We start from the raw sequence: 19,788 nt of genomic DNA, 5'->3' as shown, positions 1-19,788 counted from the left end.
GCACTATTGTGGCTCGTAACGCCCGCCTCGCCGAGAGACATAGATAATGGGCTTTTTACTCGAAGTTAATGGCGATAACATTATCTTGGTCCGAATGAAAGGTCTGGTAAATACTAGAGTGTTTAATCAGCCATTAAGTTTTTGTTCACTTTAAACATAACAATTTCATTTTGAATTGATAAAAATTGTGTTTGAATAGAGCTTATGGATGTTTGGCGGTATGGATGTCTAAATGAAGAAAGTAACAATTTTAGATGGTGGCATGGGGCGAGAGTTAAAACGTATTGGCGCCCCTTTTTCTCAGCCGCTTTGGAGTGCACAAGCGCTAATTGAATCACCACAATATGTAAAAATGGCCCATGAGAATTTCATAGACGCTGGCGCAGAGATTGTCACTGTCAACAGTTATGCATGTGTTCCATTTCACTTAGGAGAGGAACTCTATGCAAAGCGAGGGATTGAGTTAGCAAAATCTGCAGCCAAAATTGCCAGAGATGTAGTCACCAGCTCTAACGATAGAGTGCTCGTTGCGGGGTCTCTTCCTCCTGTCATGGGGTCTTACAGGCCTGAATTATTCGAGCCGAAAAGGGCACTGGAAGTGGCTTCTGAGTTATTTGAAGCTCAAGATCAATATGTTGATATTTGGTTAGCTGAGACCGTGTCTAGCCTTGCTGAAGTTGAAGTTCTATCAATAATTTTAGCCAAAACATATAAGCCCAATTATCTTGCTTTCACCTTAATGGATGAGCCTAACTCTTTGCCTCGCCTTCGCTCAGGGGAATCTCTTAAAGTCGCGGTTAATACGCTGTTGAAAACAAATGTTTCAGGTATCTTTTTCAATTGCTCTATTCCTGAAGTTGTCGAGCAAGCGATCATTGATACACAAGCAGTATTGAGTGAGTCAGGTAGAGAATTGACGATAGGTGTTTTCGCAAATAGCTTTGCTCCGATAAAGCAAGCGCACCAAGCCAACGAGACCATTCAGGAAGTTCGTCATTTCTCTCCGACTGAATATCTTGAGTATGCTAAAAAGTGGCATGCGCAGGGAGCAAGCATTATTGGTGGTTGCTGTGGGATTGAACCACGTCATATTAAATTGCTAGCGACTTGGAGAGACACTCTCGAAAACGCCTAATTTTGGTGAAGCGCAGGGAAGTATGACAAGAGATTTTGTTTTTTATTCATCGTTATAGATAAAATAAAGGCCTTTCATATCTGGCAAAGTAACAAGATGCTTTAACTTGCTCATTCATTACCTTGCCAGTTTGCCTCGAGATTTTTATTAATTATTTTTGGTTCAGATTAACGACAATCTTTCCAACTGTTCTCTGATTTCGCATGTCCAAGAGTGCGTTACCTACATCTTCTAAGCCGATGATCTTCAGTTTCGGTACTTCCAATTCTCCATTTTCTAATAGCTCAGACACTTCCTTTCCGGCATTAACGATACTTGCAAACCCTCTCTCGCCAAAGACATGACCAGAGCCCAAACTTATTTGGTGGAAGCCCAAGCCTTTTAAGAAGGCATCTGGATATTGAGAAGGGTCGACAGTCTTGACGAGCTCCACCATTTCGCCCTCAAAGGTTAACACCGAGGCTGCAATTCGGTCGTTATCACCGCCTACACAATCGAGTGCAACCTCAACGCCATGATTTCCGGTAATGTCCATTACTCGCTGAACTACATCTTCATGATGATAATCAATCATATGGGTTGCTCCTAACGAGGACAAATATGCGTGATTAGCTTCTGAACTAGTAGCAATGATCTGTTCAACACCAAATGTCTTTGCTAACTGAATAGCAAAGCTTCCAACGCCGCCAGCACCTCCGGCGATAAAAATGCTGCTTCGATTTGAAATATCGAGCTTGTCTACCAAAGCGCGATATGCGGTCCAGGCTGCGCAAGGTGTAGATGCTGCCACTTCAACCGGAACCTGAGGGTGCTTTATGAGCGTTCTTGAATCATGGATAGCAAATTCAGCGAATCCACCGTGATGGCGCCTCATGTTTCCGTGATACAACACTTTATCGCCAACCTTCCAATCAACGACCGCATCGCCTACAGAGACTATTTCTCCTGATACGTCTAACCCGCCAACAAAATTGTTATCCATGTTAGTGACCATGTCTGACCAATAATGAATTTTTGCATCGACAGGGTTCAAACCAACAGCGTTAACTTTAACCAATACATCAAATTGGGTTTCTAGTTTTGGTGTAGGTAATTCGGATAAAGAGAAAGTATCGTTATCTCGTTGGTAAGTTATCGCTCTCATAGGTTTTCCTTATTATTAAGAATGGTCGAAAGTCATACTAACTCAGAGGGTGCTGCTGAAATAATTATGGTTTTTTCTTATTTTGATAATTTTAGGTTATGTTTGATAAAAAGGATTCGAGATGCTCTGAAATTATCATCGACAACCAGTCTGCATAGCTAACGACATGTAACTTTATGATAAGTATTGACTAGTTTTATTATTCCATTTTTATGGAAATATTTTGTTGATCTTTTGTTTTATGATTCTATACTTCCAGAAGTGTCGAAATAAAGGTTTGTCTATCAGGTAAGCTTGTTAGCGAAAAATGACGAGGAGAGTAAATGTGAATACAGAAATTATAACTATGGCTAAAGAAGCGCTGGATATGTTTGCGTTTCTAGCAACCGAACTTATCATCTTATTTCTGGCAATTAGCTACATTGTCGGTGTGTTGCAAGATTTTCTAACGCCAGAAAAAATTCAATCTATTCTCAGCTCGAAAAAGGGTAAAGGTTACTTCATTGCTGCGTTGCTAGGTTCGATTACGCCTTTCTGTTCGTGTTCGACCATTCCTTTCTTAAAAGGCTTGTTGCGTGCAAGAGCAGGTTTTGGACCTATGATGGTGTTCCTATTTGCAAGCCCGTTGCTTAACCCAGTGATTATTGGCTTATTTGTGGTGACTTTTGGTTGGAAAGTTGCGGTATTTTACTTTGCTATCGCGATGTCAGTATCAGTGGTAGCAGGCTATGTACTTGAAAAACTAGGGTTTGAACGTTACGTCAAACCAGAAGCATATCAAGCGGTAGGTTCTTCTTCGTGCGGTACTTCTTGTGGCGATTCAAGCAAGAAAAAAGAAGAAGCGAGACCAGCATCAATCTGTGGTACCAGCGCCTGCAATGAACCTACGCCAGTTGCGGCGAAAACATCTTGTTGTGGTGATGCACCAAAACCTGAACCTAAAGTGGAAGTGTCTTGCTGCTCATCAGACGGTAGTGCAACAGCGACAGTCTTGGAAGAGAAAGAACCTAGCCGCTGGGCACGTATTTGGCAATCAACTTGGAAAGACTTTAAGCAAGTGTTCCCTTATCTCATGATGGGCATTGCGATTGGTTCATTTATCTATGGCTTCATCCCGACGGAGTTCATTGCGGAGTTCGCTGGTGAAGCGAAGTGGTACGCGATTCCGGTCGCAGCAATCATTGGTATTCCATTGTACATCCGTGCAGAGGCGGTCATTCCACTTAGCGCGGCACTAGTACAAAAAGGTATGGCTCTTGGATCTGTTATGGCGCTTATTATTGGTAGTGCTGGCGCAAGTCTTACAGAAGTGATTTTGTTGAAATCAATTTTTAAGAACCAAATGATCGCTGCCTTCCTAATCGTTATCTTAACGATGGCCATGGGAGCGGGTTACTTATATAGCTGGGCTTTTTTATAAAAATAACCCTCGGGCGATTGCTCGAGGGCTCTGTTTTTGTCGCCATATAGGGAAAGGGAAGTTTCCTATACCGCGCAGACTATAAAAAAATAACGAGGTTACTCGTAAATACTATAGGAGAAATACTTGCTGGCGATGGTTTTATGCTTACCGCTCTGGATCAATTTTTGTATTCCGCTATCGAGTAATGCTTTTAATTCTTTGTCTTGTTTTCTCACTGCTACGCCAATGCCACGGCCGAACCACTTTTCCTCTGTAAACGCTGGTCCAGTAAAGTGATAGCCTTTACCTTGTGCAGTTTCAAGAAAACCAGCACTTAAACCGATTGAGCCGCCAAATACAGCATCTAACCGTCCATTGAGTAGATCGGTAAATGCCTCATCGAACGTACCATAACGACGAATATCAATATCTGGATACAAGGCAGAAAGGTACTTATCACCAATTGTGGCTCTTTGAACTCCAATAGATAAACGATTTAGGCTGCCGTCATCCATGTTGATTTCTCTATCATTTTTCATTACAAAACGAGTCGGTACTTTTGCATAAGGGACGGTGAAATCGACTTTCTTTTCTCGTTCTTCTGTGATTGTCATTGCAGCAATAATCGCATCGTTCTTGCGACTAAGGAGAGAAGGGATGATGCCATCCCAATCCATTTTTGAGATAACGCACTTTACTTCTAACTCTTTGCATAACGCGTTAGCGAGGTCGACTTCAAACCCTTCTAGCTTTCCCTCTTTTGTCGTCCAGCTAAATGGGGGGTAAGCCCCTTCAACAGTGAAGCGAATTTGTTTCCACTCTTTCGCATGGCTGAAAACTGAAAATAAGCTAATAAACAATACGACTATCCATTTCATAAACGTTTCCTTGTAACTATTTGGAAACCAATGTTTAACACAAAGTAAGCAAATATCAATGAAAGTGCATATATGTGTGACCTTTCGCCCGCATTGTGTGAGCGAAAGGTTTTACGTGTATTACAGCTTATCTTCAATAGTTACGAGGGGAACTCTCGTTGAGACAGCGTGAAGTGCAATGTTGTGAATCATTTCATCGACCGTGGTACAGCTATCCATTAAGATCGAAACATCATACTTGTCCGCAGATTTTGAGATAGCAGTATGTGTCACGCAGTTTTGTGTCATCATTCCGCATACAAGTAACTCCGTTACATTTTTGCTTGCCAATACTTCTTCTAAACGTGTTCCTTCAAAGCTATCTGCGAAGTGCTTTACCACGATTTCGGAATTCGGCGCTAAAGCAAGAACTTCTGGGTGAATATTGGCACCGTCGCTGCCTTCATTGAAGAATGGGGCAATACCCATGGCAGGGTCGGCAATATGCTGAATATGAATCACAGGAATGTTTTGCTCATTGGCTTTAGTTATTGCTCTCTTAACATTGTCTAAAGTCGATTCTGTATTCCATAAAGGAAACTTTCCTTCTGGGAAATAGTCGTTTTGCAAATCAATTACAAGTAGGGCTTTTTGAGTCATTTTCTTTTCCTTTTATTGAGGATCATTGCGGTACGAATAATATAAAGACTTTTAGCTACCTTCTTTAGAGTCTAAAATGACACAAAAGAGTCAAAAAGCGACACTTGAAGATAAATGAAAATAGCACTCGTTAATTACCCAGATAGCTCGCAAGCCTCCGTATATGGTTTAAGCGAACTCTTCGAGATGGCAAACCGTGCGGCGGCTAAATTGGGCGTTGATGTGCACTTTGAAGTAGAGATATTGGATCACTGGTCAAACACGCACTTCGATGTGAAAACAGCGGTAATGATTCCGCCTAGCGGCACTGGTCAATATTACTTAGAACCAGAGCCAGAGCTACTCGACTGGTTAAATGTCCAATATAGTAAAGGTGCGATTTTAGCCTCCGCCTGCGCTGGTACTTTTATTCTTGCTCAAACCCAGTTGTTGACCAATAAGTCTTGTACGACACACTGGGGCTTGGCTCCTTCATTAGCGAGTCAGTTTCCCGATATCCACGTAAGACAAGAAGCCATCCTTATTAACGAAGGAACGATCATTACGGCTGGGGGTATGATGTCATGGGTGGATTTAGGTTTGGAGTTGGTTTCCTTATTTGCGTCACCGGAAGTAATGCGCCTGTTAGGAAAAATGTTGGTTATTGATACTGGTCCGAGAGAGCAACGCTTTTATCAACAGTTTACTCCAAACTTCCAACATGGTGATGAGGTAATTGTTCAAATACAGCACTATATAAACGATCATTATCAAGGAAAACTGAGCAATAAAGAGCTTGCAGAGTTGAGTTGTTTAACAGAAAGGACATTGCAGCGACGCTTTAAAAAGGCGACAGGTTTCAATGTTAACCAATACATACAAAGCTTAAGAGTACAAAAAGCTTGTGATTTACTTGAGTCGACAACCCTAACATTTGACGCAATATCATTTAGAGTGGGTTACCAAGATGTGAGCGCGTTCAGGAAAATATTTAATAGAATCGTAGGTTTAACACCGAAGTCGTTCAGATCTCGGTTCTGTTCATGAACGCCAGAAGTAAGATAATGTTGGTATTAAACATTTATAACTCAGAAGCAAACACCGCATATTTTTACAAGCTGGCTTAGCGTGATGAAAAGGGATAACAAGCTAAGCCAACCGTAGCGCACTCCTAATTACTGAACATTTTGTAGAATGCTTAAAGGGTTCTCAAATTACAATGACTTGTATAGGTCGTTGTTAATCACAAAAGCTATGTGATTTCCAAAACCAGTTTCCCAATATGTTGCTTGCGTGAAAATACTTCTTGCGCTTGACCTATCTGGTTCAAGGGAAATGACTCCGCGACTAAGGGACGAATTGCGTTCTGTTCGATATAGCGAACCAAGTTACCGAATACTTCTGGTGCCAAAACGGTACAACCAAATAACGCTAGGTCTTTAAGGTAAAGAGTTCTTACATCCAGCTCGACAATTGGGCCGCCTATGGCGCCGGAAACAGCGTATCTTGATCCTGGCTTTAGTACCTGAAGAAATTGTGGCCACTGCTCTCCTGCGACCAAATCAATCACTACGTCAACGCTGTTTTCTCCGAGAGTCGCTGTTAAATTTGCATCGCGAGGGATAACTTGGTTTGCTCCTAATGCCGTGATCTGTTCTTTCTTTTCTGGGCTGGCGATAGCAATGACGTATGCTCCACGCGCCTTCGCCAGTTGGATTGCGGCAGAGCCAACACCGCCGGATGCCCCTGAAATCAGTACGGTATCGCTCGCTGTGACATTAGAGCGGACAAGCATGTTCTCGGCAGTTGAATAAGAACAAGGGAAGGAGGCCAAATCGATATCCGATAAACTACTATTCACAGCATATGCATGTTTACTGTCAACAACAGTGAACTGAGCAAAGCCACCATCACATTCTGAACCGAAGTACCAAGGCGAGCTAAGTGCTTGACTGTTGAAGCGCGTAATACATGGTTCGATGAGCACACGCTGACCGATTCGTGATGGGCAGATATTCTCACCAACAGCGACGATGGTACCGCATACATCGGCACCTTGGATTCGAGGGAGAGATAGCGCGTCTCCTGACCAACTTGCATCCATGCTATTGGCGTCATTTTTAGAATACCATGCTGTTCGGGTATTGATGTCGGTGTTATTGACTCCGGCGGCGGCAACTTGGATCAATACATCATCAGGCGAGGGGACTGGCACAGGTATATCATCGCGGTAACGAAGCATATCTGGCCCACCATGACCGATAAGTTGGACGCCTTTCATGACTTTCGGGATTGTGGTCATTGATTGTTCTCCTTCATTAGTTCTAGCAGAGTGTGTTCAGCGGATGCAAAGGCAGCGTGACCGAGAACCGGCCATGCGTTGGATAGACCTTCATGTAACAAGAAGAGTGTGGTTGCGAGGTCTTCTCGCTGACTTAGTTGGACCATAAGCTGACGAACCGCCAATTTGTGTTGTTTTACTGCTTGATTAATAGATAGATTTTCTGGATAGGCTGCTAATGCATTGATGGACATGCAGCCATTCGGTGCAAACTCCTTCATCCAATCCTCGAGGCGAGTGAATAGGTGTAATACAGCCGGTGTTCCATTGGCAGGGGCGTCTTCGAGCAAAAAACTCAAATACCTTTGATGGCGATGCTCGAGAGCTGCAACAATCATCGCTTCCTTGGAGGGGTAGTATTTGTACAGGGTTCTCAGGCTGACTTCGCAGGCGTTTTTGAGTTGGGGTACGCTAGGCTCGGCGAAGCCATACTGACTGAATGCTTTTTCTAGGCTTGCTGCGATTTTTTCTTTCACTATTTGATACACCAGGTAGAACGTTTGTTTTACCTAAGGGTAGAATAAACTTTCTACCTCAGTCAATGGTGTATTTAAACTCTGTATTGAAAGCCCGACGTAATGCCGGGCTAATTTAAGTGATTTTTATCGATTTGGAACGTGAATCAGTGTGCCGTTGCGTGCTGTTCTCCACGCTTGTCTAGCATTCCGCTGAAACGGGTTAGTAGTAGAGCACCTAATACTACGATCGCGCCAATCCAAGGTGTGTGCATCAGCCCAGCATTGGCCACGATAAGGCCACCGCCCCAAGAACCCAGTGCAATACCTACGTTAAATGCAGCAATGTTGAGACCAGAAGCGACGTCGACTGCATCAGGTGAATATTTCTCTGCTAGTTTGACAACATAAACTTGAAGTCCTGGAACGTTACCAAAGGCAAAGGCACCCCAGACAAGAATGGTCACTACTGCAGAAATTGGATTAAATGCTGTGACACTAAACACGAGCAATACCACAATTAGGCCCGAGAAAATCGCTGTCAGAGCTTTGATTGGCCCCATAGAATCGGCCATCTTTCCGCCCCAGATGTTGCCGAATGCGACTGATACACCATAAACCAACATAATTAGGCTGATAGCGCTAGAGCCAAACCCCGAAACTTCTTCCAAAATAGGAGCCAAGTAAGTGAAGGCTGTGAACGTACCACCGTAACCGAGCGCGGTGATTGCGTACACCAAAAGTAGACGAGGTTGAGTCAAGACTTTTACTTGCGATGACAGCTTGGTTGCTGGTGGTTGTTTCAGATTACTCGGCACTAGCAGAGCGCTTCCTATCAGTGCGATGATTCCAAGGATCGCGACGATTAGGAAGGTTGCCTGCCAACCAAATGTCTGGCCAATCCAGGTGCCAAGTGGCACGCCCGTCACTAGAGCTACGGTCAGACCGGTAAACATAATAGCAATTGCGCTAGCGGCTTTTTCTTTTGACACTAGGCCAGTGGCGATAGTCGAGCCGATCGAAAAGAACACACCGTGTGCAAGCCCGGTCAGTATCCTTGCTGTTACTAGAGTGTTGTATCCAGGTGCTTGCCAGGCTAACAGATTGCCAAGAACAAACAGTGCCATAACAGAAAGCAGAACGTACTTTCTTTTCCAGTTACCAGTCAGCGCTGTTAAAACGGGAGCACCAACCGCGACACCAAGTGCGTACAGGCTAACTAAAAGACCCGCTGAAGGTAATGATACGTTGAGGTCGGAGGCCATAGTCGGTATCAGACCGACAATTACAAACTCCGTGGTTCCAATAGCAAAGGCGCTAAGCGTCAATGCAAGTAAAGCTAAAGGCATAACAACTCTCTCTTATAATCATTGAATATGAATGGATAAACGAATAGCCCGTTTCCATGCCGTGTATTATTAAAGAGTTATTCGTTGCGAAAAATGGTGTTTATTACAAAATACTTTTGCTATAAATGATGGAAATGCGCAATTAAGAAAGGGGATGAAATGTTAACCCGATCAGATGAATTAGAGATTCTTATGGCAGTTGTGGATAGTGGTGGATTTTCTTCCGCTGCTGATGCACTAGGTATTCAAGTTGCTAGGGTATCTCGTGCGGTTAGTAAAGTTGAATCACAGTTGGGGGTAACCTTGCTGAATCGCACGACACGCAGAGTGGAAGTTACTGAGGAAGGGCATCAGTTTGTTGAAGCGGTTCGCTTAGGTTTACTACAAATACAGCAAGCTGAAGAAGAGATCATCACACGAGGTGAATTACCCAAGGGGCGCTTAAGAGTTGATGCCGCTAGCCCATTTGTTTTACATCAACTCGTGCCGTTAATTCAGCCATTTAAAGAGGCTTATCCTGATATTCAACTCGATCTTACCTCTAATGAGGGTTTTGTGGATCTATTGGAAAAAAGAACCGATGTGGCAATACGTATTGGACGATTATCGGATTCAACACTGCATGCTAAACCTTTAGGAACAAGCCCACTATTTATCGTTGCCACGCCTGGTTATTTATCTAAACGAGGTTTCCCTGAAGCGGTGAGCGATTTGCGCAGTCATAACTTGATCGGTTTTTCTGGCGCTAAAGTGTTAAATCAGTGGCCATTACGAGGGTTTGAGATGATAGAGCCTGATATCCTATCCAGCAGTGGTGAAACGGTTAGACAGTTAGTGTTGGCAGGGAATGGCATTGCATGTTTATCTGGCTTTATGGTGAAAGATGATCTTGATTCTGGACGGTTAGTGGCATTGTTTGAATCGGAAAAAATCACAAATACTGGACGAGAACAGGTCAATGCTGTCTTCTACAAATCTTCTTCAGTCTCTAAGCGTATTTCCGCGTTCATCGACTTTATTCAACCAAGACTTACTTTAAGATAACTCTATTATTGTTGTTTTAACAAAAGAGTTTTGTCGTTATTGCATCTTTTATTTTCCCAAGTGCCAAGCCTAGCGTGCCACCCCTTAGTAAGGTGGCACATATTTTTATTTGATCTTAGTTAAAGCGTGGCAACACGTACTGAGCGATCTGTTCCATTGATTTCTCAATTGGTTGGCTATTACGACGGAAATGCAACCCGATGTGGTTGACTCCTGCTTCTTGCATTTTTTCTAGCTCATCGCTCAAGCCATTGACTCCGGCCTGGATACCAAAATGATGCCGAACGACTGGTGCATTTGGGTTATCGACTAAATCAAGATGAATAAAGCTGGCGTAGGGTTTGTTTCCCGCTACGGAGCGCCAAAGTGCAACGCGGTGTTCATGATCATCAGGTGTGCCTGGGTAGGCGAGCCAGCCGTCTAGGTTTTCTCCTATCCATTGTGGACTTTGCAGCGCTAACTCTGCGACATAGATAGGAATATCAGCAAACTCGGGTAATAACTGTAGATCGTTACCCAGTTTATCATTTTGCGTATCTTTCAAAATCTCTACACTTTCTCGAAAAGCTGAGCCACGGCTGTCAAAGTTGTCATTAAAAACGGGATATTCACTAGGTCGGTCTCCACTAGCCACACCGAGTATCAGGCGGTCACCACTTAACTCGTTGATGGTCGCAGCGGCTTTTTTCACTAGCCAAGGTTGTCTTAACGGTAATACTATCGCTGCTGTCCCTAGTAGAATGTTGTCGGTGCACGCAGAGAGATAGCCAAGATAACTGAACGGTTCATAAATTTGTGCCGCGTCTCCAAAGTTAGGGTCGTACAACGGGACATCTCTCACCCACGCTACGTTAAAGCCTAACTTATCGGCTAACATAATACGCTGTTTATGTGCACTCATGTCTGGTACGCCGAACGGTTTTCGTTGGAGCAGGCGTTTTTTTTGGCCTTCTTGGGTCCAGTCATTATCTAGGGGGAGCTCAACCCCGATGGTGAATCTGTTACTTAAATCTTTATGCATTATGAAGCCTGACTATTACTGTGAGTACTAGGAGGCAAGGTGCCTCCTTGATATTCAGGACACTATGAGATTTTTGTTGTGAGAAAAAGCGGCAAAAAGACAAAAGTGTTTTGCCACAAACAGCGGTGGTCTTTAAAGGAACTGGTGGTTCTCTACCTTGATTTCTTGCTTGATGAAGTCAATAAAAGAGCTGATCCGGCGTGAGGTGCTGGCATTTTTGTAATACACAGCATGAACGGGCTGTTCGACATTATGCGTGTGTTCACTAAGCACGCCCACTAAGCGACCAGCTTGTCGGTCAGAGTAGGTCATAAAGTCAGACAGGCAAGCTATCCCCGCACCATGTAAGGCTAAACATCTTAGCGTCTCGCCATTATCAGATCTTAGGCTACTCATAATACGCAGAAGTTTGTTCTTATCATCCATGATCGGCCATTCCTTAAGATACTCCGGCTTGTTGAATCCAAGTAGCTTGTGATTGAGTAACTGATCTATTGAGGTTGGAGTACCATGTTGTCTTAAATACTCTGGACTCGCGACGATTCGAATCCGACTTTTACCAAGAAATATCGCGCGCATGGTTGAGTTTTGTAGCTCACCGATACGAAAAGCAATATCGGTTTTTGTTCCCAAAAGGCTAATATTTTCCTCATTGGAATTGAGATCGATTTCGACTTCTGGATACAAGCTCTGATATTTAGCAATGTGCGGCGTTAGTACGTGCAGTAAGAAGGGGGTAGCTGCGTTTATTCGTAGGAGGCCAGAAGGCTTATATTTCTGGCTTTTCAGTTGTGCTTCGGCATTCTCTACTGCTTCTACAATATGTCTGACTTTATCGAGGTATATCGTTCCTTCATTAGTAACATCTAACTTACGGGTTGTGCGATTTAACAAGGTCGTTTCGAGTTTGGCTTCTAGCCGAGATACCGATCGACTCACCGCCGAGACGGTCATCGATAACAGTTCAGCCGCAGAGCTGATTGAACCCGTATCGACGACGGCCATAAAGGTGCGCATTTCATCTAGAGTAGCTTTCATTGTTGAATATATTTCAAATTAGATTTGAGTATTGTTAACTTTACGGAAAGTTTCTTGCGGCGTAAAGTTTTGCTTCGAATCAACTATAAAATCGATAATTCAGGAGATTTAGATGAAAGTACCATCATTTGGCGTCGGCACGTTTCGTTTAGAGGGTGAAGTAGTTAAGGATTCAGTCCGTAATGCGTTAGAAGTGGGTTACCGCGTAATTGATACTGCACAGATTTACGGTAATGAGGCAGAAATCGGTGAAGTATTGACACAGTCCGGTATTGCACGTGATGAGCTATTCATTACGACCAAGATCTGGGTTGATAACATGAACACGGAACAACTCATTCCAAGTCTAAAAGAGAGCTTAGAAAAGCTAAATACAGATTATGTGGATTTGACCTTGATCCACTGGCCTGGCAATAACAATAACTTGAACGAATACATGGCTTCATTACTTGAAGCTAAATCGCAAGGGTTAACCCGTAATATTGGCGTATCCAACTTTAATATTGACTTGTTGCAACAAGCGATAGAAGTGGTCGGTAAAGAGAATATTGTTACTAACCAAATCGAGCTTAGCCCTTATTTGCAAAATCGTAAGTTGGTCAGCTTCATGCAGGAAAACGATATTCAGGTAACGTCTTACATGACCTTGGCATATGGGAAAGTACTTGGGGACCCAACTATTGCAGGTATTGCTGAGGACTATCAGGCCACGCCAGCTCAAGTCGCGCTTGCTTGGGCTTTGTCAAAAGGTTACGCGGTGATCCCGTCTTCAACTAAACGAGAGAATTTGGCAAGTAACCTGAAAGCACTTGAACTTAATCTCAGTGAAGAGGCGATCGCTAAGATAGATGCGCTGGAAAGAAATGGCCGCGAAGTAAACCCTGAAGGGCTAGCGCCTGAGTGGGACGATTGAGTGAGTTTCACGGGAAATCATTGCCTAAATGATGCCGCTGCAATCGCTGACTTCCTCAGCGCTTGACGGTGGTACAACACAATAGACGATAACGGCTAGCTTGTCTGACGATAGCGCGTGCTTTTATCTTTTTGGCCTATTGGTTTATTGTATTCTCCCGGCCTTCAATTTGGCCGGGAGACGTCATTTAGAGATCATTTACCATTCGATTGTAGAGCCATCAAATACGCGGAAGCTTCCGGATTGCTCAAGTGTTAGCTGTTCTGCGACCGAAACAATACCAGCAACACTTTCCTCGGCAGAAAAGGTTGCGTCCTCACCGCCCATATCGGTTTTTACCCAGCCGGGATGAACTGCGACAGTTTTTACTCCTCGTGATTCGAGATTGCGTGCTGCTGATACTAGAACCTGATTAAGCGCTGCTTTAGATGCTCGATAACTGTACATGTTACCTGAACTGTTATCGCTTAAACTCGCAACTCGGGTTGAGATTCCCACGATGGTTTTGTGCTGACTTTTCGCAACGTTGTCTTGTAGGGCTTGAATTAGCAGGGCAGGTGCGACGGTATTTATGTTTAGTACTTCTAGCCATTTTTTCTGGGTCATTTCGCCAAGCGTTGCACACTCTTCGCCTAATACACCTGCATTCAGAATTAAATGATCGAGCGGACGATCCGCTAATCGAGTGGCTAACTGATCGATATCTTGTTGGTTAGTGACGTCTAGAGCCATCAGTTGAAGTTGATTAGATTGGGTTACTAGTTCATTGAGCTGCTTAGCATTTTCTGGTGAACGACAAGTTGCGATAACTTGCCAACCTTTTCCAAGGTAGTGGTGGACAAATTGCAAGCCTAAGCCACGGTTAGCGCCAGTGATTAATACAGTAGACATCGCTTCTCCTACGTTGTTGAGTTGAACAACGACCATATTGGAGGCGACGTATAAGCATGTAATCAAAACAGTATAAAAATGGCCTAGAATTCGACATTGTCAAATCTTAAAGTTTGAGAAAGATGCTGGCAAAGTGTTTTAGCCTAGTGACCGTCAGTTCGGAGGCAGCACCGCTGACACCTGCAACAGCAACGACCTTACCATCCAAGTAAAGGGGGATCGCTAAGCAATTGAGGTTTGGCTCTGCCTCTTCTAAATCGAGTGCGTAACCTGATAATACAACCTGATTAAGTTCAGTTTCTAACGTGGGGGATATTTGGCTTTCAAGGCGCAATGTTCGGCGAAGCTCATCATCAAAACTAAGAAAAACCTTGCCGATCGCAGATGTTGTGAGTCCTTCTCGTTTCCCTCTCGGGCTACGGATAGTAAGAGGGTTATCCTGCTCTATAGCATCGATATACAAGTACTCTTTAGCGCCACTTTGTACAGCGAGGTAAGCAGTGTTGTTAGTCATTTGGGCCATTTTTTTCAGCAATGGAACAAAATGTTGTCGGATAGCTTCGTTTTTTTGTTCAATCGGCTTAGACAGTTCATAGCATCTAAACCCTAGGCTGTAGCTATGGTTGTGTTTGGATACATATCCAAGAGAGTGTAGAGTCGCAAGTAACCCGTGAACAGTCGTCTTATTTAACTGGATCGCATTACTGATCGTCTGTAATGATAGGGGAGACTCACTCATCGAGAGCAACTCGAGGATTAGAAAACCTCGCTCTAGAGACTGAATGTTTTTTCTTGCCTTGGGCACAAAGACTCCTTGATGATGGTGTTGCATCTGAATGGCTTACTGATGCTTCCACCTATAACAAACCACTACGCTGGTGGTTTGGCCTTATTAGAGAATATACTCAGCACTTAAACTGATCGGCTCGTTGTATGCGTCCACAAGGGAGTTTTTTCCTTGCTTCTTAGCATTGTATAACGCTTGGTCTAATATCGAATAGAGCTCATCAAAGTTGGTGAGTGGCATTGAGGTTGATAGATAGGCCAGACTCGCAGATATATTCAATTGATGGTTATTAAGCGAATGTACACTCTTTTCTGAAATTGTTTTATGCAGACTTTGTATTCTAAAGGGAACGTCAATCTCATCGACGTTTTTCAATAGCAAGATAAACTCTTTTCCACCTAAACGACCCAAGTACTCTCCCTTATTAAGTTTAGTTTTAAGCGCTTTGCATACCTGTTGTAGTACTAAGTCGCCAGTCGGATGACCGTACTGATCATTAATCGCCTTAAAGTCATCTAGATCGATTAATGCTAGAACGTAGCGGAAGTCTCCTTCCGCTTTGGAGGTTTGGCTTTTAATCGTCTCTATAATTGCCGCTCTGTTTAATGCACACGTTAAGCTGTCTATTTTGGCTTTTAAGCGTGTTTGTCGCTGAACCATCAATGCCAGAGCGAGGAGAATCAATAAACAGAAAACAACAAAATTATAAGTGCGTTGTTGGTCTGTGAGTTTTTCAAACTGGTACTGACTTAGAAGAGTTTCGTTGTTCAACTGCGCGACTTGTAGATCATATTCATACTCTTTTTTAGTGAGATCTAGTGCCTCTAACGCCTTGATATTACTCGCGTCTCGGTTCGTTAGTTCAATCGTCGAGTAGGCCTTGTGATGCTCCAGTGCCTTTTTGTAATCATTTTGAGCTTGGTATGCTTTTGAGAGGAGTAATTGGGCTTGCGCTTGCAATAAGGGCCTAGCGTTTTTTACCGTTAATCTTAACGCAATTGTACCGTGTTCAATCGATTTTTCGGGTGTATGGTTCTTTAAATATGCCAATCCAGCAGCCAAATGACCCTCTGTTTCAAGGTGCGTATTCTCATAAGTTTGGGCAATGTTTAATGCTCTTCCAATGTAATCTACCGCGGTATCCAATTGCCCAGAATCGGCCAAAGCAGCAGATAACCCTAAATAGGTCAACCCTTGCCCGTATGGATAATGAAGTTGTTCGAGAATCGTTAATGCATTTTTGTAGTGGCTGATGGACTTATCGAGTTCTTTGGATTTTCTGTACATCGATCCTAGACTATGTTCGACTTGCGCAACTTCAAGAGGTGTCCCTTCATCTTGGCGAACCAGTAGGGCTTGAATGAGATATTGCTCTGATTGTTCAAATTGCCCCAGCTCTGCAAGTAAATTGCCGACGTCATTGTAAATCCCTGAAGGATCGCTTTGCGTCGACATGTTGGCCATCAACTGTCGATACAAACTTAATGCTTTTTCATAGTCACCGCGGTAATTGTAGTTATTTGCTACCACGCGCAAAGCAAGATCAACAGGGAAGTTTTCTTGATGCTTATGATTTAAGTGGCTCTCTAAGGATGAGCAATAAAAGTTTGCTTTGTGATAACGACCTTGTTGATTCAGCGTATAACAAAGTTGATAGTTCATCAGAGCCTTGCCTTCGGAATCGGATATTTTCTTCATTGTCTGTCGCAAAGAAGAAAAGCTATCTACTGAGGCCTCGTAACTACCATGCTTACGTTCATTTAAGGCAAGAATGTATTCTGATTCTAATTGAGAAAAAGGGTTGTCTAAGACTTGACTGCTGCCGTAGTAAGGCTGATTTATGTTTGACATATATTCATAAATCAATCCACTTACGTAGAGCTTTTCGCTGTCCGATTTCGCTGTATGGTAGCGATCTTGAAGCATGCTCAATGCCGACTCAGGGTTGCTTCGTAATGTGGTTTGGTAGACAGAGTGCCACTGTGTGATATTTTGGTTTGGTTCAATATCTTGAGTGTCGCTTGCATATACTGGAGTGAGCAAAAGTGACGCAAGCAAGGGATAGAGCACGCGCATGTTTAAACGAGCCTTTAATTTAAGGTGCCTTTAAAGTTGAGTTATCATAGCGCTTTTAACGCATCAGCGTTGTGATTAAGTTGGGTGTACTAAGAAAAAGAGTAGTGAAACTATGCACTTGGTCGAGATATTGAAAGAAGAGGCATAAAAAGAAAGACCTCAACATAAAGTTGAGGTCAGAAATCTTTAATCAATGTAAAGCTTTGCTAGATCTTGAGGCTCCATTTCTTTGCCTTCTAACTGATCGTTCCAGTTAGTTCCAACAAGAACACCATCTTCAGCAAGAGTCAAAAGCCAATCTTCAACAAAGATATCTAATGGGATTTCTAGTACAGTAAAATCTGCCCATTCTTCAACATTATGTGCTTCTGCATCTTCTTTAGAAGACCAGAAAGGCATGACTTCGCTGTTTTCGAATTCAGTTGAATCGCAAGATAGCCAACCTTCTTCATTGCGTAAACCCCAAACCAATTGGTTTTCTTTCGTTTCTGCAACAAAAAGGTCAAGGTTCGCTTGGATATCTGATGTAAGTTTGCTCATTTCAAAACTCTCGTTGTTATGACGTGGCTAGAGTAACACTAAAGTGCCGATTCCTAAAGCATAATACGGTTGTCGAAATGAGTAAAAATAAAGGAGCCGAAGCTCCTTTTCTGAGGTTAAGTATTCACTCGTTTTTGTTTGCTTTATGCTTGCAGAGCAAACAAAAACAGGTACTTTACCTTTCTGGAAGAGTTGTGAATATTGTCCACTCTCTTTTTATCTCGCCTTTGTAACCAACGACTGATGCGGTTACTCGACGATTTAAAGCATGGCTGACTTCATCGGTCCCTTGCTGTGCTAAGTGAGTGTCACCAAAACCAACAATGCGGACTCTACTCGGTTCGATGTCGTAGCTTAGTAGGGCTTCACGGACATTGCGTGCTCGTCTTTCAGAAAGATCTTGGTTATGCTTTGAACCACCAACTTTACTAGCATAGCCGTGCAGCTCTATCGAAGTAGTAGGGTACTCTTTTAAAAAGTCGGAAAGCTCTCGAACTTGTCTTCTGAAGACTGGATTGATCTCATCAGAGTCGTTAGCAAAAAGTATCCGCACTTGCATGTTATCTGATGCTTTAATGTATTCTCCACAACCGTCGTTGTCGACCTCTGAGCCTTCAGGTGTACCTGGGCACATATCTCGAGCATTGATGACACCATCGTTATCGTCATCTTGCAAATCTGCTATTTGTTCTGCATTTGGTACAGGACGATACTCATATTCGTCTTCAGCAACAACGTGTTGAGTGATGGCGAGCATACCCAATGCAAATAGAATCTTCACTGGTTTCATGATCAGTACTCCACCTTTTCATTCCATTCTGTAGGTACATCGACACGCAAGGCATTTAACAATTGGCCAGTCGCGTTCATAACGCGGTACTTGGCGTACTGCTCTGAGTATCGAGCATCCAAGTAGTTCTTTCTCGCTTCGAAAAGTTCGTTTTCAGTATTTAACAAGTCCAGCAGAGTGCGTTTTCCAATGCGATACTGCTTTTCGTAGGCGATGACAGTTTCAGAGGCCGAATCTACGTGATCCGCTAGGAACTCTTTTTGTTGAAGTGTTAAATCTAACGCACTCCAAGATAGACGAAGGCCTTCTTCTACTTGGCGGTATGCACGTTCTCTTAGGTCTTTTGCTTTATTTAGTTGGTAGGCAAAACTTTCAGCGTTGGCTACGTCACTACCACCGTTAAAGAGGTTGTAACGCATACGTAACATTGCTGTTGTCTCTTCGCTGCTTCCTTCGATACCGCTTGCATCATCACGCCATGTTTGAGCCGCTTCTACCGATATCGTTGGGTAGTAAGTTCCCTTAGATTGCTTGTATTGGAACTTTGCAGAGTCCACATCAGCTACCGAAATTTTGATTACTGGATGTGACTCGAATGCCAAGTCAATCGCTTCATCGATGGTGTAGGGAATAAAGTTTTGGTCCGCTCTTGGGAAAATCAATCCTTGTGGTGACTGTCCGACAAGGCGTGTAAAGGTGGTGTGGCTGTCATATAAGTTGTTCTGAGCTGCCACCAAGTTACCATGAGCCTTTGCTAAACGAGCCTCTACCTGGGTTAGGTCTGCTGTAGAACCGATACCTGAGTTAACTCGCTTTTTAATGTCTTCATAGATCTTCTTATGCACTTTCAAGTTATTCTCGGAAAGTGTAAGAATTTCATAAGCTTTTACTGAGTCTAAATAAACTTTCGCGACCTCTAGAGCGGTGTCTTGGGCATCAGCTAGAAGTTGATAACGGACCGATTCAGCATCAGCTGCTGTTCGATCCATATCATTAAGTGTCGCTGAGCCATCCCATATTAGCTGGGTTAGTGTCACGGTGGCTTCTTTTCTTGTCAGATCGGTTGAATCTCGCCCTGACTCTGCGGGTTTGATTCCTTCGTAACCGATACCGGCATCTAAGTCTACGGATGGGAGGTAAGCACCACCAGATGCTTCATTCACATACTGCTTGCTAACGAATTCATTGAACGCACTTTTGATGTCAGGATTGGTTTTTAATGTGTTTTCAACCGCTTGCTCTAGCGTTTGCCCAAAAGCATGACTAGCGGTGAACATACCAATACAAAAGGCGTTGGCACGAGTCCACTTCACTGTGATTCTCCTAGATAATGGTAAAAATTCTCGAGGTGATAGGGCTTATAAGT

At 43.3% G+C, this 19,788-nt stretch carries 19 protein-coding genes; 5 read left to right on the top strand and 14 right to left on the bottom strand.

The annotated features are described in order from the left end of the window. The first annotated feature begins 232 nt into the window (after positions 1-232). Positions 233-1,135, top strand: coding sequence for a homocysteine S-methyltransferase family protein (locus R7O12_RS12835; RefSeq protein ID WP_213907336.1), 903 nt, complete (start codon positions 233-235; stop codon positions 1,133-1,135). Positions 1,136-1,286: 151 nt separating this feature from the next. Here R7O12_RS12835 and R7O12_RS12830 read toward each other — a convergent pair whose 3' ends face one another. Further along, positions 1,287-2,279, bottom strand: a complete 993-nt coding sequence (locus R7O12_RS12830; RefSeq protein ID WP_017635220.1) for a zinc-binding dehydrogenase — start codon at positions 2,277-2,279, stop codon at positions 1,287-1,289. A gap of 346 nt (positions 2,280-2,625) precedes the next feature. Between R7O12_RS12830 and R7O12_RS12825 the strand changes: the two genes are divergently transcribed. Next, positions 2,626-3,699: a permease gene (locus R7O12_RS12825; protein WP_240354742.1), complete on the top strand. Its 1,074-nt coding sequence runs from the start codon at positions 2,626-2,628 to the stop codon at positions 3,697-3,699. 98 nt (positions 3,700-3,797) lie between these two features. Here the strand turns inward: R7O12_RS12825 and R7O12_RS12820 are convergent, their stop codons facing one another. Together R7O12_RS12820 and R7O12_RS12815 are read right to left on the bottom strand one after the other, a co-directional pair. Next, positions 3,798-4,559 (bottom strand): transporter substrate-binding domain-containing protein, encoded by a 762-nt coding sequence (locus R7O12_RS12820; RefSeq protein ID WP_086046774.1) that lies wholly within the window; start codon positions 4,557-4,559, stop codon positions 3,798-3,800. 120 nt (positions 4,560-4,679) lie between these two features. Continuing rightward, positions 4,680-5,198, bottom strand: a complete 519-nt coding sequence (locus tag R7O12_RS12815) for a cysteine hydrolase family protein (protein WP_005377333.1) — start codon at positions 5,196-5,198, stop codon at positions 4,680-4,682. A 114-nt stretch (positions 5,199-5,312) separates the two neighbouring features. Between R7O12_RS12815 and R7O12_RS12810 the strand changes: the two genes are divergently transcribed. After that, positions 5,313-6,224, top strand: a complete 912-nt coding sequence (locus R7O12_RS12810; RefSeq protein WP_115386010.1) for a GlxA family transcriptional regulator — start codon at positions 5,313-5,315, stop codon at positions 6,222-6,224. Positions 6,225-6,429: 205 nt separating this feature from the next. On the opposite strand, the gene R7O12_RS12805 is transcribed toward R7O12_RS12810, so the two are convergent. The 3 genes from R7O12_RS12805 to R7O12_RS12795 all read right to left on the bottom strand — a co-directional run bounded on the left by R7O12_RS12805 (position 6,430) and on the right by R7O12_RS12795 (position 9,322). Next, positions 6,430-7,479, bottom strand: coding sequence for an alcohol dehydrogenase family protein (locus R7O12_RS12805; RefSeq protein WP_182039736.1), 1,050 nt, complete (start codon positions 7,477-7,479; stop codon positions 6,430-6,432). After that, on the bottom strand, positions 7,476-7,997 hold the full coding sequence (locus tag R7O12_RS12800; RefSeq protein ID WP_031777252.1) for a TetR/AcrR family transcriptional regulator: 522 nt from the start codon (positions 7,995-7,997) through the stop codon (positions 7,476-7,478). The genes R7O12_RS12805 and R7O12_RS12800 overlap by 4 nt, the downstream gene beginning before the upstream one ends. A 143-nt stretch (positions 7,998-8,140) precedes the next feature. After that, positions 8,141-9,322 (bottom strand): MFS transporter, encoded by a 1,182-nt coding sequence (locus R7O12_RS12795; RefSeq protein ID WP_017635963.1) that lies wholly within the window; start codon positions 9,320-9,322, stop codon positions 8,141-8,143. Between the two features lie 159 nt (positions 9,323-9,481). Between R7O12_RS12795 and R7O12_RS12790 the strand changes: the two genes are divergently transcribed. Next, positions 9,482-10,366: a LysR family transcriptional regulator gene (locus R7O12_RS12790; protein WP_025768150.1), complete on the top strand. Its 885-nt coding sequence runs from the start codon at positions 9,482-9,484 to the stop codon at positions 10,364-10,366. A 115-nt stretch (positions 10,367-10,481) separates the two neighbouring features. Here R7O12_RS12790 and R7O12_RS12785 read toward each other — a convergent pair whose 3' ends face one another. Further along, the gene (locus tag R7O12_RS12785; protein WP_318125900.1) at positions 10,482-11,387 is read right to left on the bottom strand and encodes a TIGR03571 family LLM class oxidoreductase; all 906 of its coding nucleotides are present in this window, start codon (positions 11,385-11,387) and stop codon (positions 10,482-10,484) included. 132 nt (positions 11,388-11,519) lie between these two features. Beyond that, the gene (locus R7O12_RS12780; protein ID WP_005377343.1) at positions 11,520-12,425 is read right to left on the bottom strand and encodes a LysR family transcriptional regulator; all 906 of its coding nucleotides are present in this window, start codon (positions 12,423-12,425) and stop codon (positions 11,520-11,522) included. A gap of 112 nt (positions 12,426-12,537) precedes the next feature. Here R7O12_RS12780 and dkgB point away from each other — a divergent pair, with 112 nt between their 5' ends. After that, entirely contained in the window at positions 12,538-13,338 is an 801-nt protein-coding gene (dkgB, locus tag R7O12_RS12775) for a 2,5-didehydrogluconate reductase DkgB (protein WP_053304418.1), read from the top strand. 198 nt (positions 13,339-13,536) lie between these two features. Here the strand turns inward: dkgB and R7O12_RS12770 are convergent, their stop codons facing one another. The 6 genes from R7O12_RS12770 to R7O12_RS12745 all read right to left on the bottom strand — a co-directional run bounded on the left by R7O12_RS12770 (position 13,537) and on the right by R7O12_RS12745 (position 19,735). After that, positions 13,537-14,229 (bottom strand): SDR family oxidoreductase, encoded by a 693-nt coding sequence (locus R7O12_RS12770; protein ID WP_213891895.1) that lies wholly within the window; start codon positions 14,227-14,229, stop codon positions 13,537-13,539. A gap of 106 nt (positions 14,230-14,335) precedes the next feature. Then, positions 14,336-15,034 (bottom strand): IclR family transcriptional regulator, encoded by a 699-nt coding sequence (locus R7O12_RS12765; RefSeq protein ID WP_017635969.1) that lies wholly within the window; start codon positions 15,032-15,034, stop codon positions 14,336-14,338. 87 nt (positions 15,035-15,121) lie between these two features. Further along, positions 15,122-17,092, bottom strand: coding sequence for a tetratricopeptide repeat-containing diguanylate cyclase (locus R7O12_RS12760; RefSeq protein WP_318125898.1), 1,971 nt, complete (start codon positions 17,090-17,092; stop codon positions 15,122-15,124). Positions 17,093-17,278: 186 nt separating this feature from the next. Then, positions 17,279-17,632, bottom strand: coding sequence for a DUF2750 domain-containing protein (locus R7O12_RS12755; RefSeq protein WP_005377352.1), 354 nt, complete (start codon positions 17,630-17,632; stop codon positions 17,279-17,281). A 175-nt stretch (positions 17,633-17,807) separates the two neighbouring features. Then, entirely contained in the window at positions 17,808-18,422 is a 615-nt protein-coding gene (locus R7O12_RS12750) for an OmpA family protein (RefSeq protein ID WP_005377354.1), read from the bottom strand. A gap of 2 nt (positions 18,423-18,424) precedes the next feature. After that, a complete protein-coding gene (locus R7O12_RS12745) occupies positions 18,425-19,735 on the bottom strand; it encodes a TolC family outer membrane protein (RefSeq protein ID WP_017635971.1) in 1,311 nt (436 codons plus the stop codon). Positions 19,736-19,788: the final 53 nt, after the last annotated feature.

The sequence above is a fragment of the Vibrio sp. Vb1574 genome, from assembly GCF_033338675.1.
This window is presented reverse-complemented; position numbering and strand designations above follow the sequence as displayed.

Excerpts from the sequence above, each read along its gene's own strand:
- R7O12_RS12750 (WP_005377354.1), bottom strand. The coding sequence starts at position 18,422 with ATGAAACCAGTGAAGATTCTATTTGCATTGGGTATGCTCGCCATCACT.
- R7O12_RS12820 (WP_086046774.1), bottom strand. The coding sequence starts at position 4,559 with ATGAAATGGATAGTCGTATTGTTTATTAGCTTATTTTCAGTTTTCAGC.
- R7O12_RS12835 (WP_213907336.1), top strand. The coding sequence starts at position 233 with ATGAAGAAAGTAACAATTTTAGATGGTGGCATGGGGCGAGAGTTAAAA.
- R7O12_RS12810 (WP_115386010.1), top strand. The coding sequence starts at position 5,313 with ATGAAAATAGCACTCGTTAATTACCCAGATAGCTCGCAAGCCTCCGTA.
- R7O12_RS12815 (WP_005377333.1), bottom strand. The coding sequence starts at position 5,198 with ATGACTCAAAAAGCCCTACTTGTAATTGATTTGCAAAACGACTATTTC.
- R7O12_RS12790 (WP_025768150.1), top strand. The coding sequence starts at position 9,482 with ATGTTAACCCGATCAGATGAATTAGAGATTCTTATGGCAGTTGTGGAT.
- R7O12_RS12805 (WP_182039736.1), bottom strand. The coding sequence starts at position 7,479 with ATGACCACAATCCCGAAAGTCATGAAAGGCGTCCAACTTATCGGTCAT.
- R7O12_RS12780 (WP_005377343.1), bottom strand. The coding sequence starts at position 12,425 with ATGAAAGCTACTCTAGATGAAATGCGCACCTTTATGGCCGTCGTCGAT.
- dkgB (WP_053304418.1), top strand. The coding sequence starts at position 12,538 with ATGAAAGTACCATCATTTGGCGTCGGCACGTTTCGTTTAGAGGGTGAA.
- R7O12_RS12830 (WP_017635220.1), bottom strand. The coding sequence starts at position 2,279 with ATGAGAGCGATAACTTACCAACGAGATAACGATACTTTCTCTTTATCC.
- R7O12_RS12795 (WP_017635963.1), bottom strand. The coding sequence starts at position 9,322 with ATGCCTTTAGCTTTACTTGCATTGACGCTTAGCGCCTTTGCTATTGGA.
- R7O12_RS12760 (WP_318125898.1), bottom strand. The coding sequence starts at position 17,092 with ATGCGCGTGCTCTATCCCTTGCTTGCGTCACTTTTGCTCACTCCAGTA.
- R7O12_RS12785 (WP_318125900.1), bottom strand. The coding sequence starts at position 11,387 with ATGCATAAAGATTTAAGTAACAGATTCACCATCGGGGTTGAGCTCCCC.
- R7O12_RS12825 (WP_240354742.1), top strand. The coding sequence starts at position 2,626 with ATGGCTAAAGAAGCGCTGGATATGTTTGCGTTTCTAGCAACCGAACTT.
- R7O12_RS12770 (WP_213891895.1), bottom strand. The coding sequence starts at position 14,229 with ATGTCTACTGTATTAATCACTGGCGCTAACCGTGGCTTAGGCTTGCAA.
- R7O12_RS12755 (WP_005377352.1), bottom strand. The coding sequence starts at position 17,632 with ATGAGCAAACTTACATCAGATATCCAAGCGAACCTTGACCTTTTTGTT.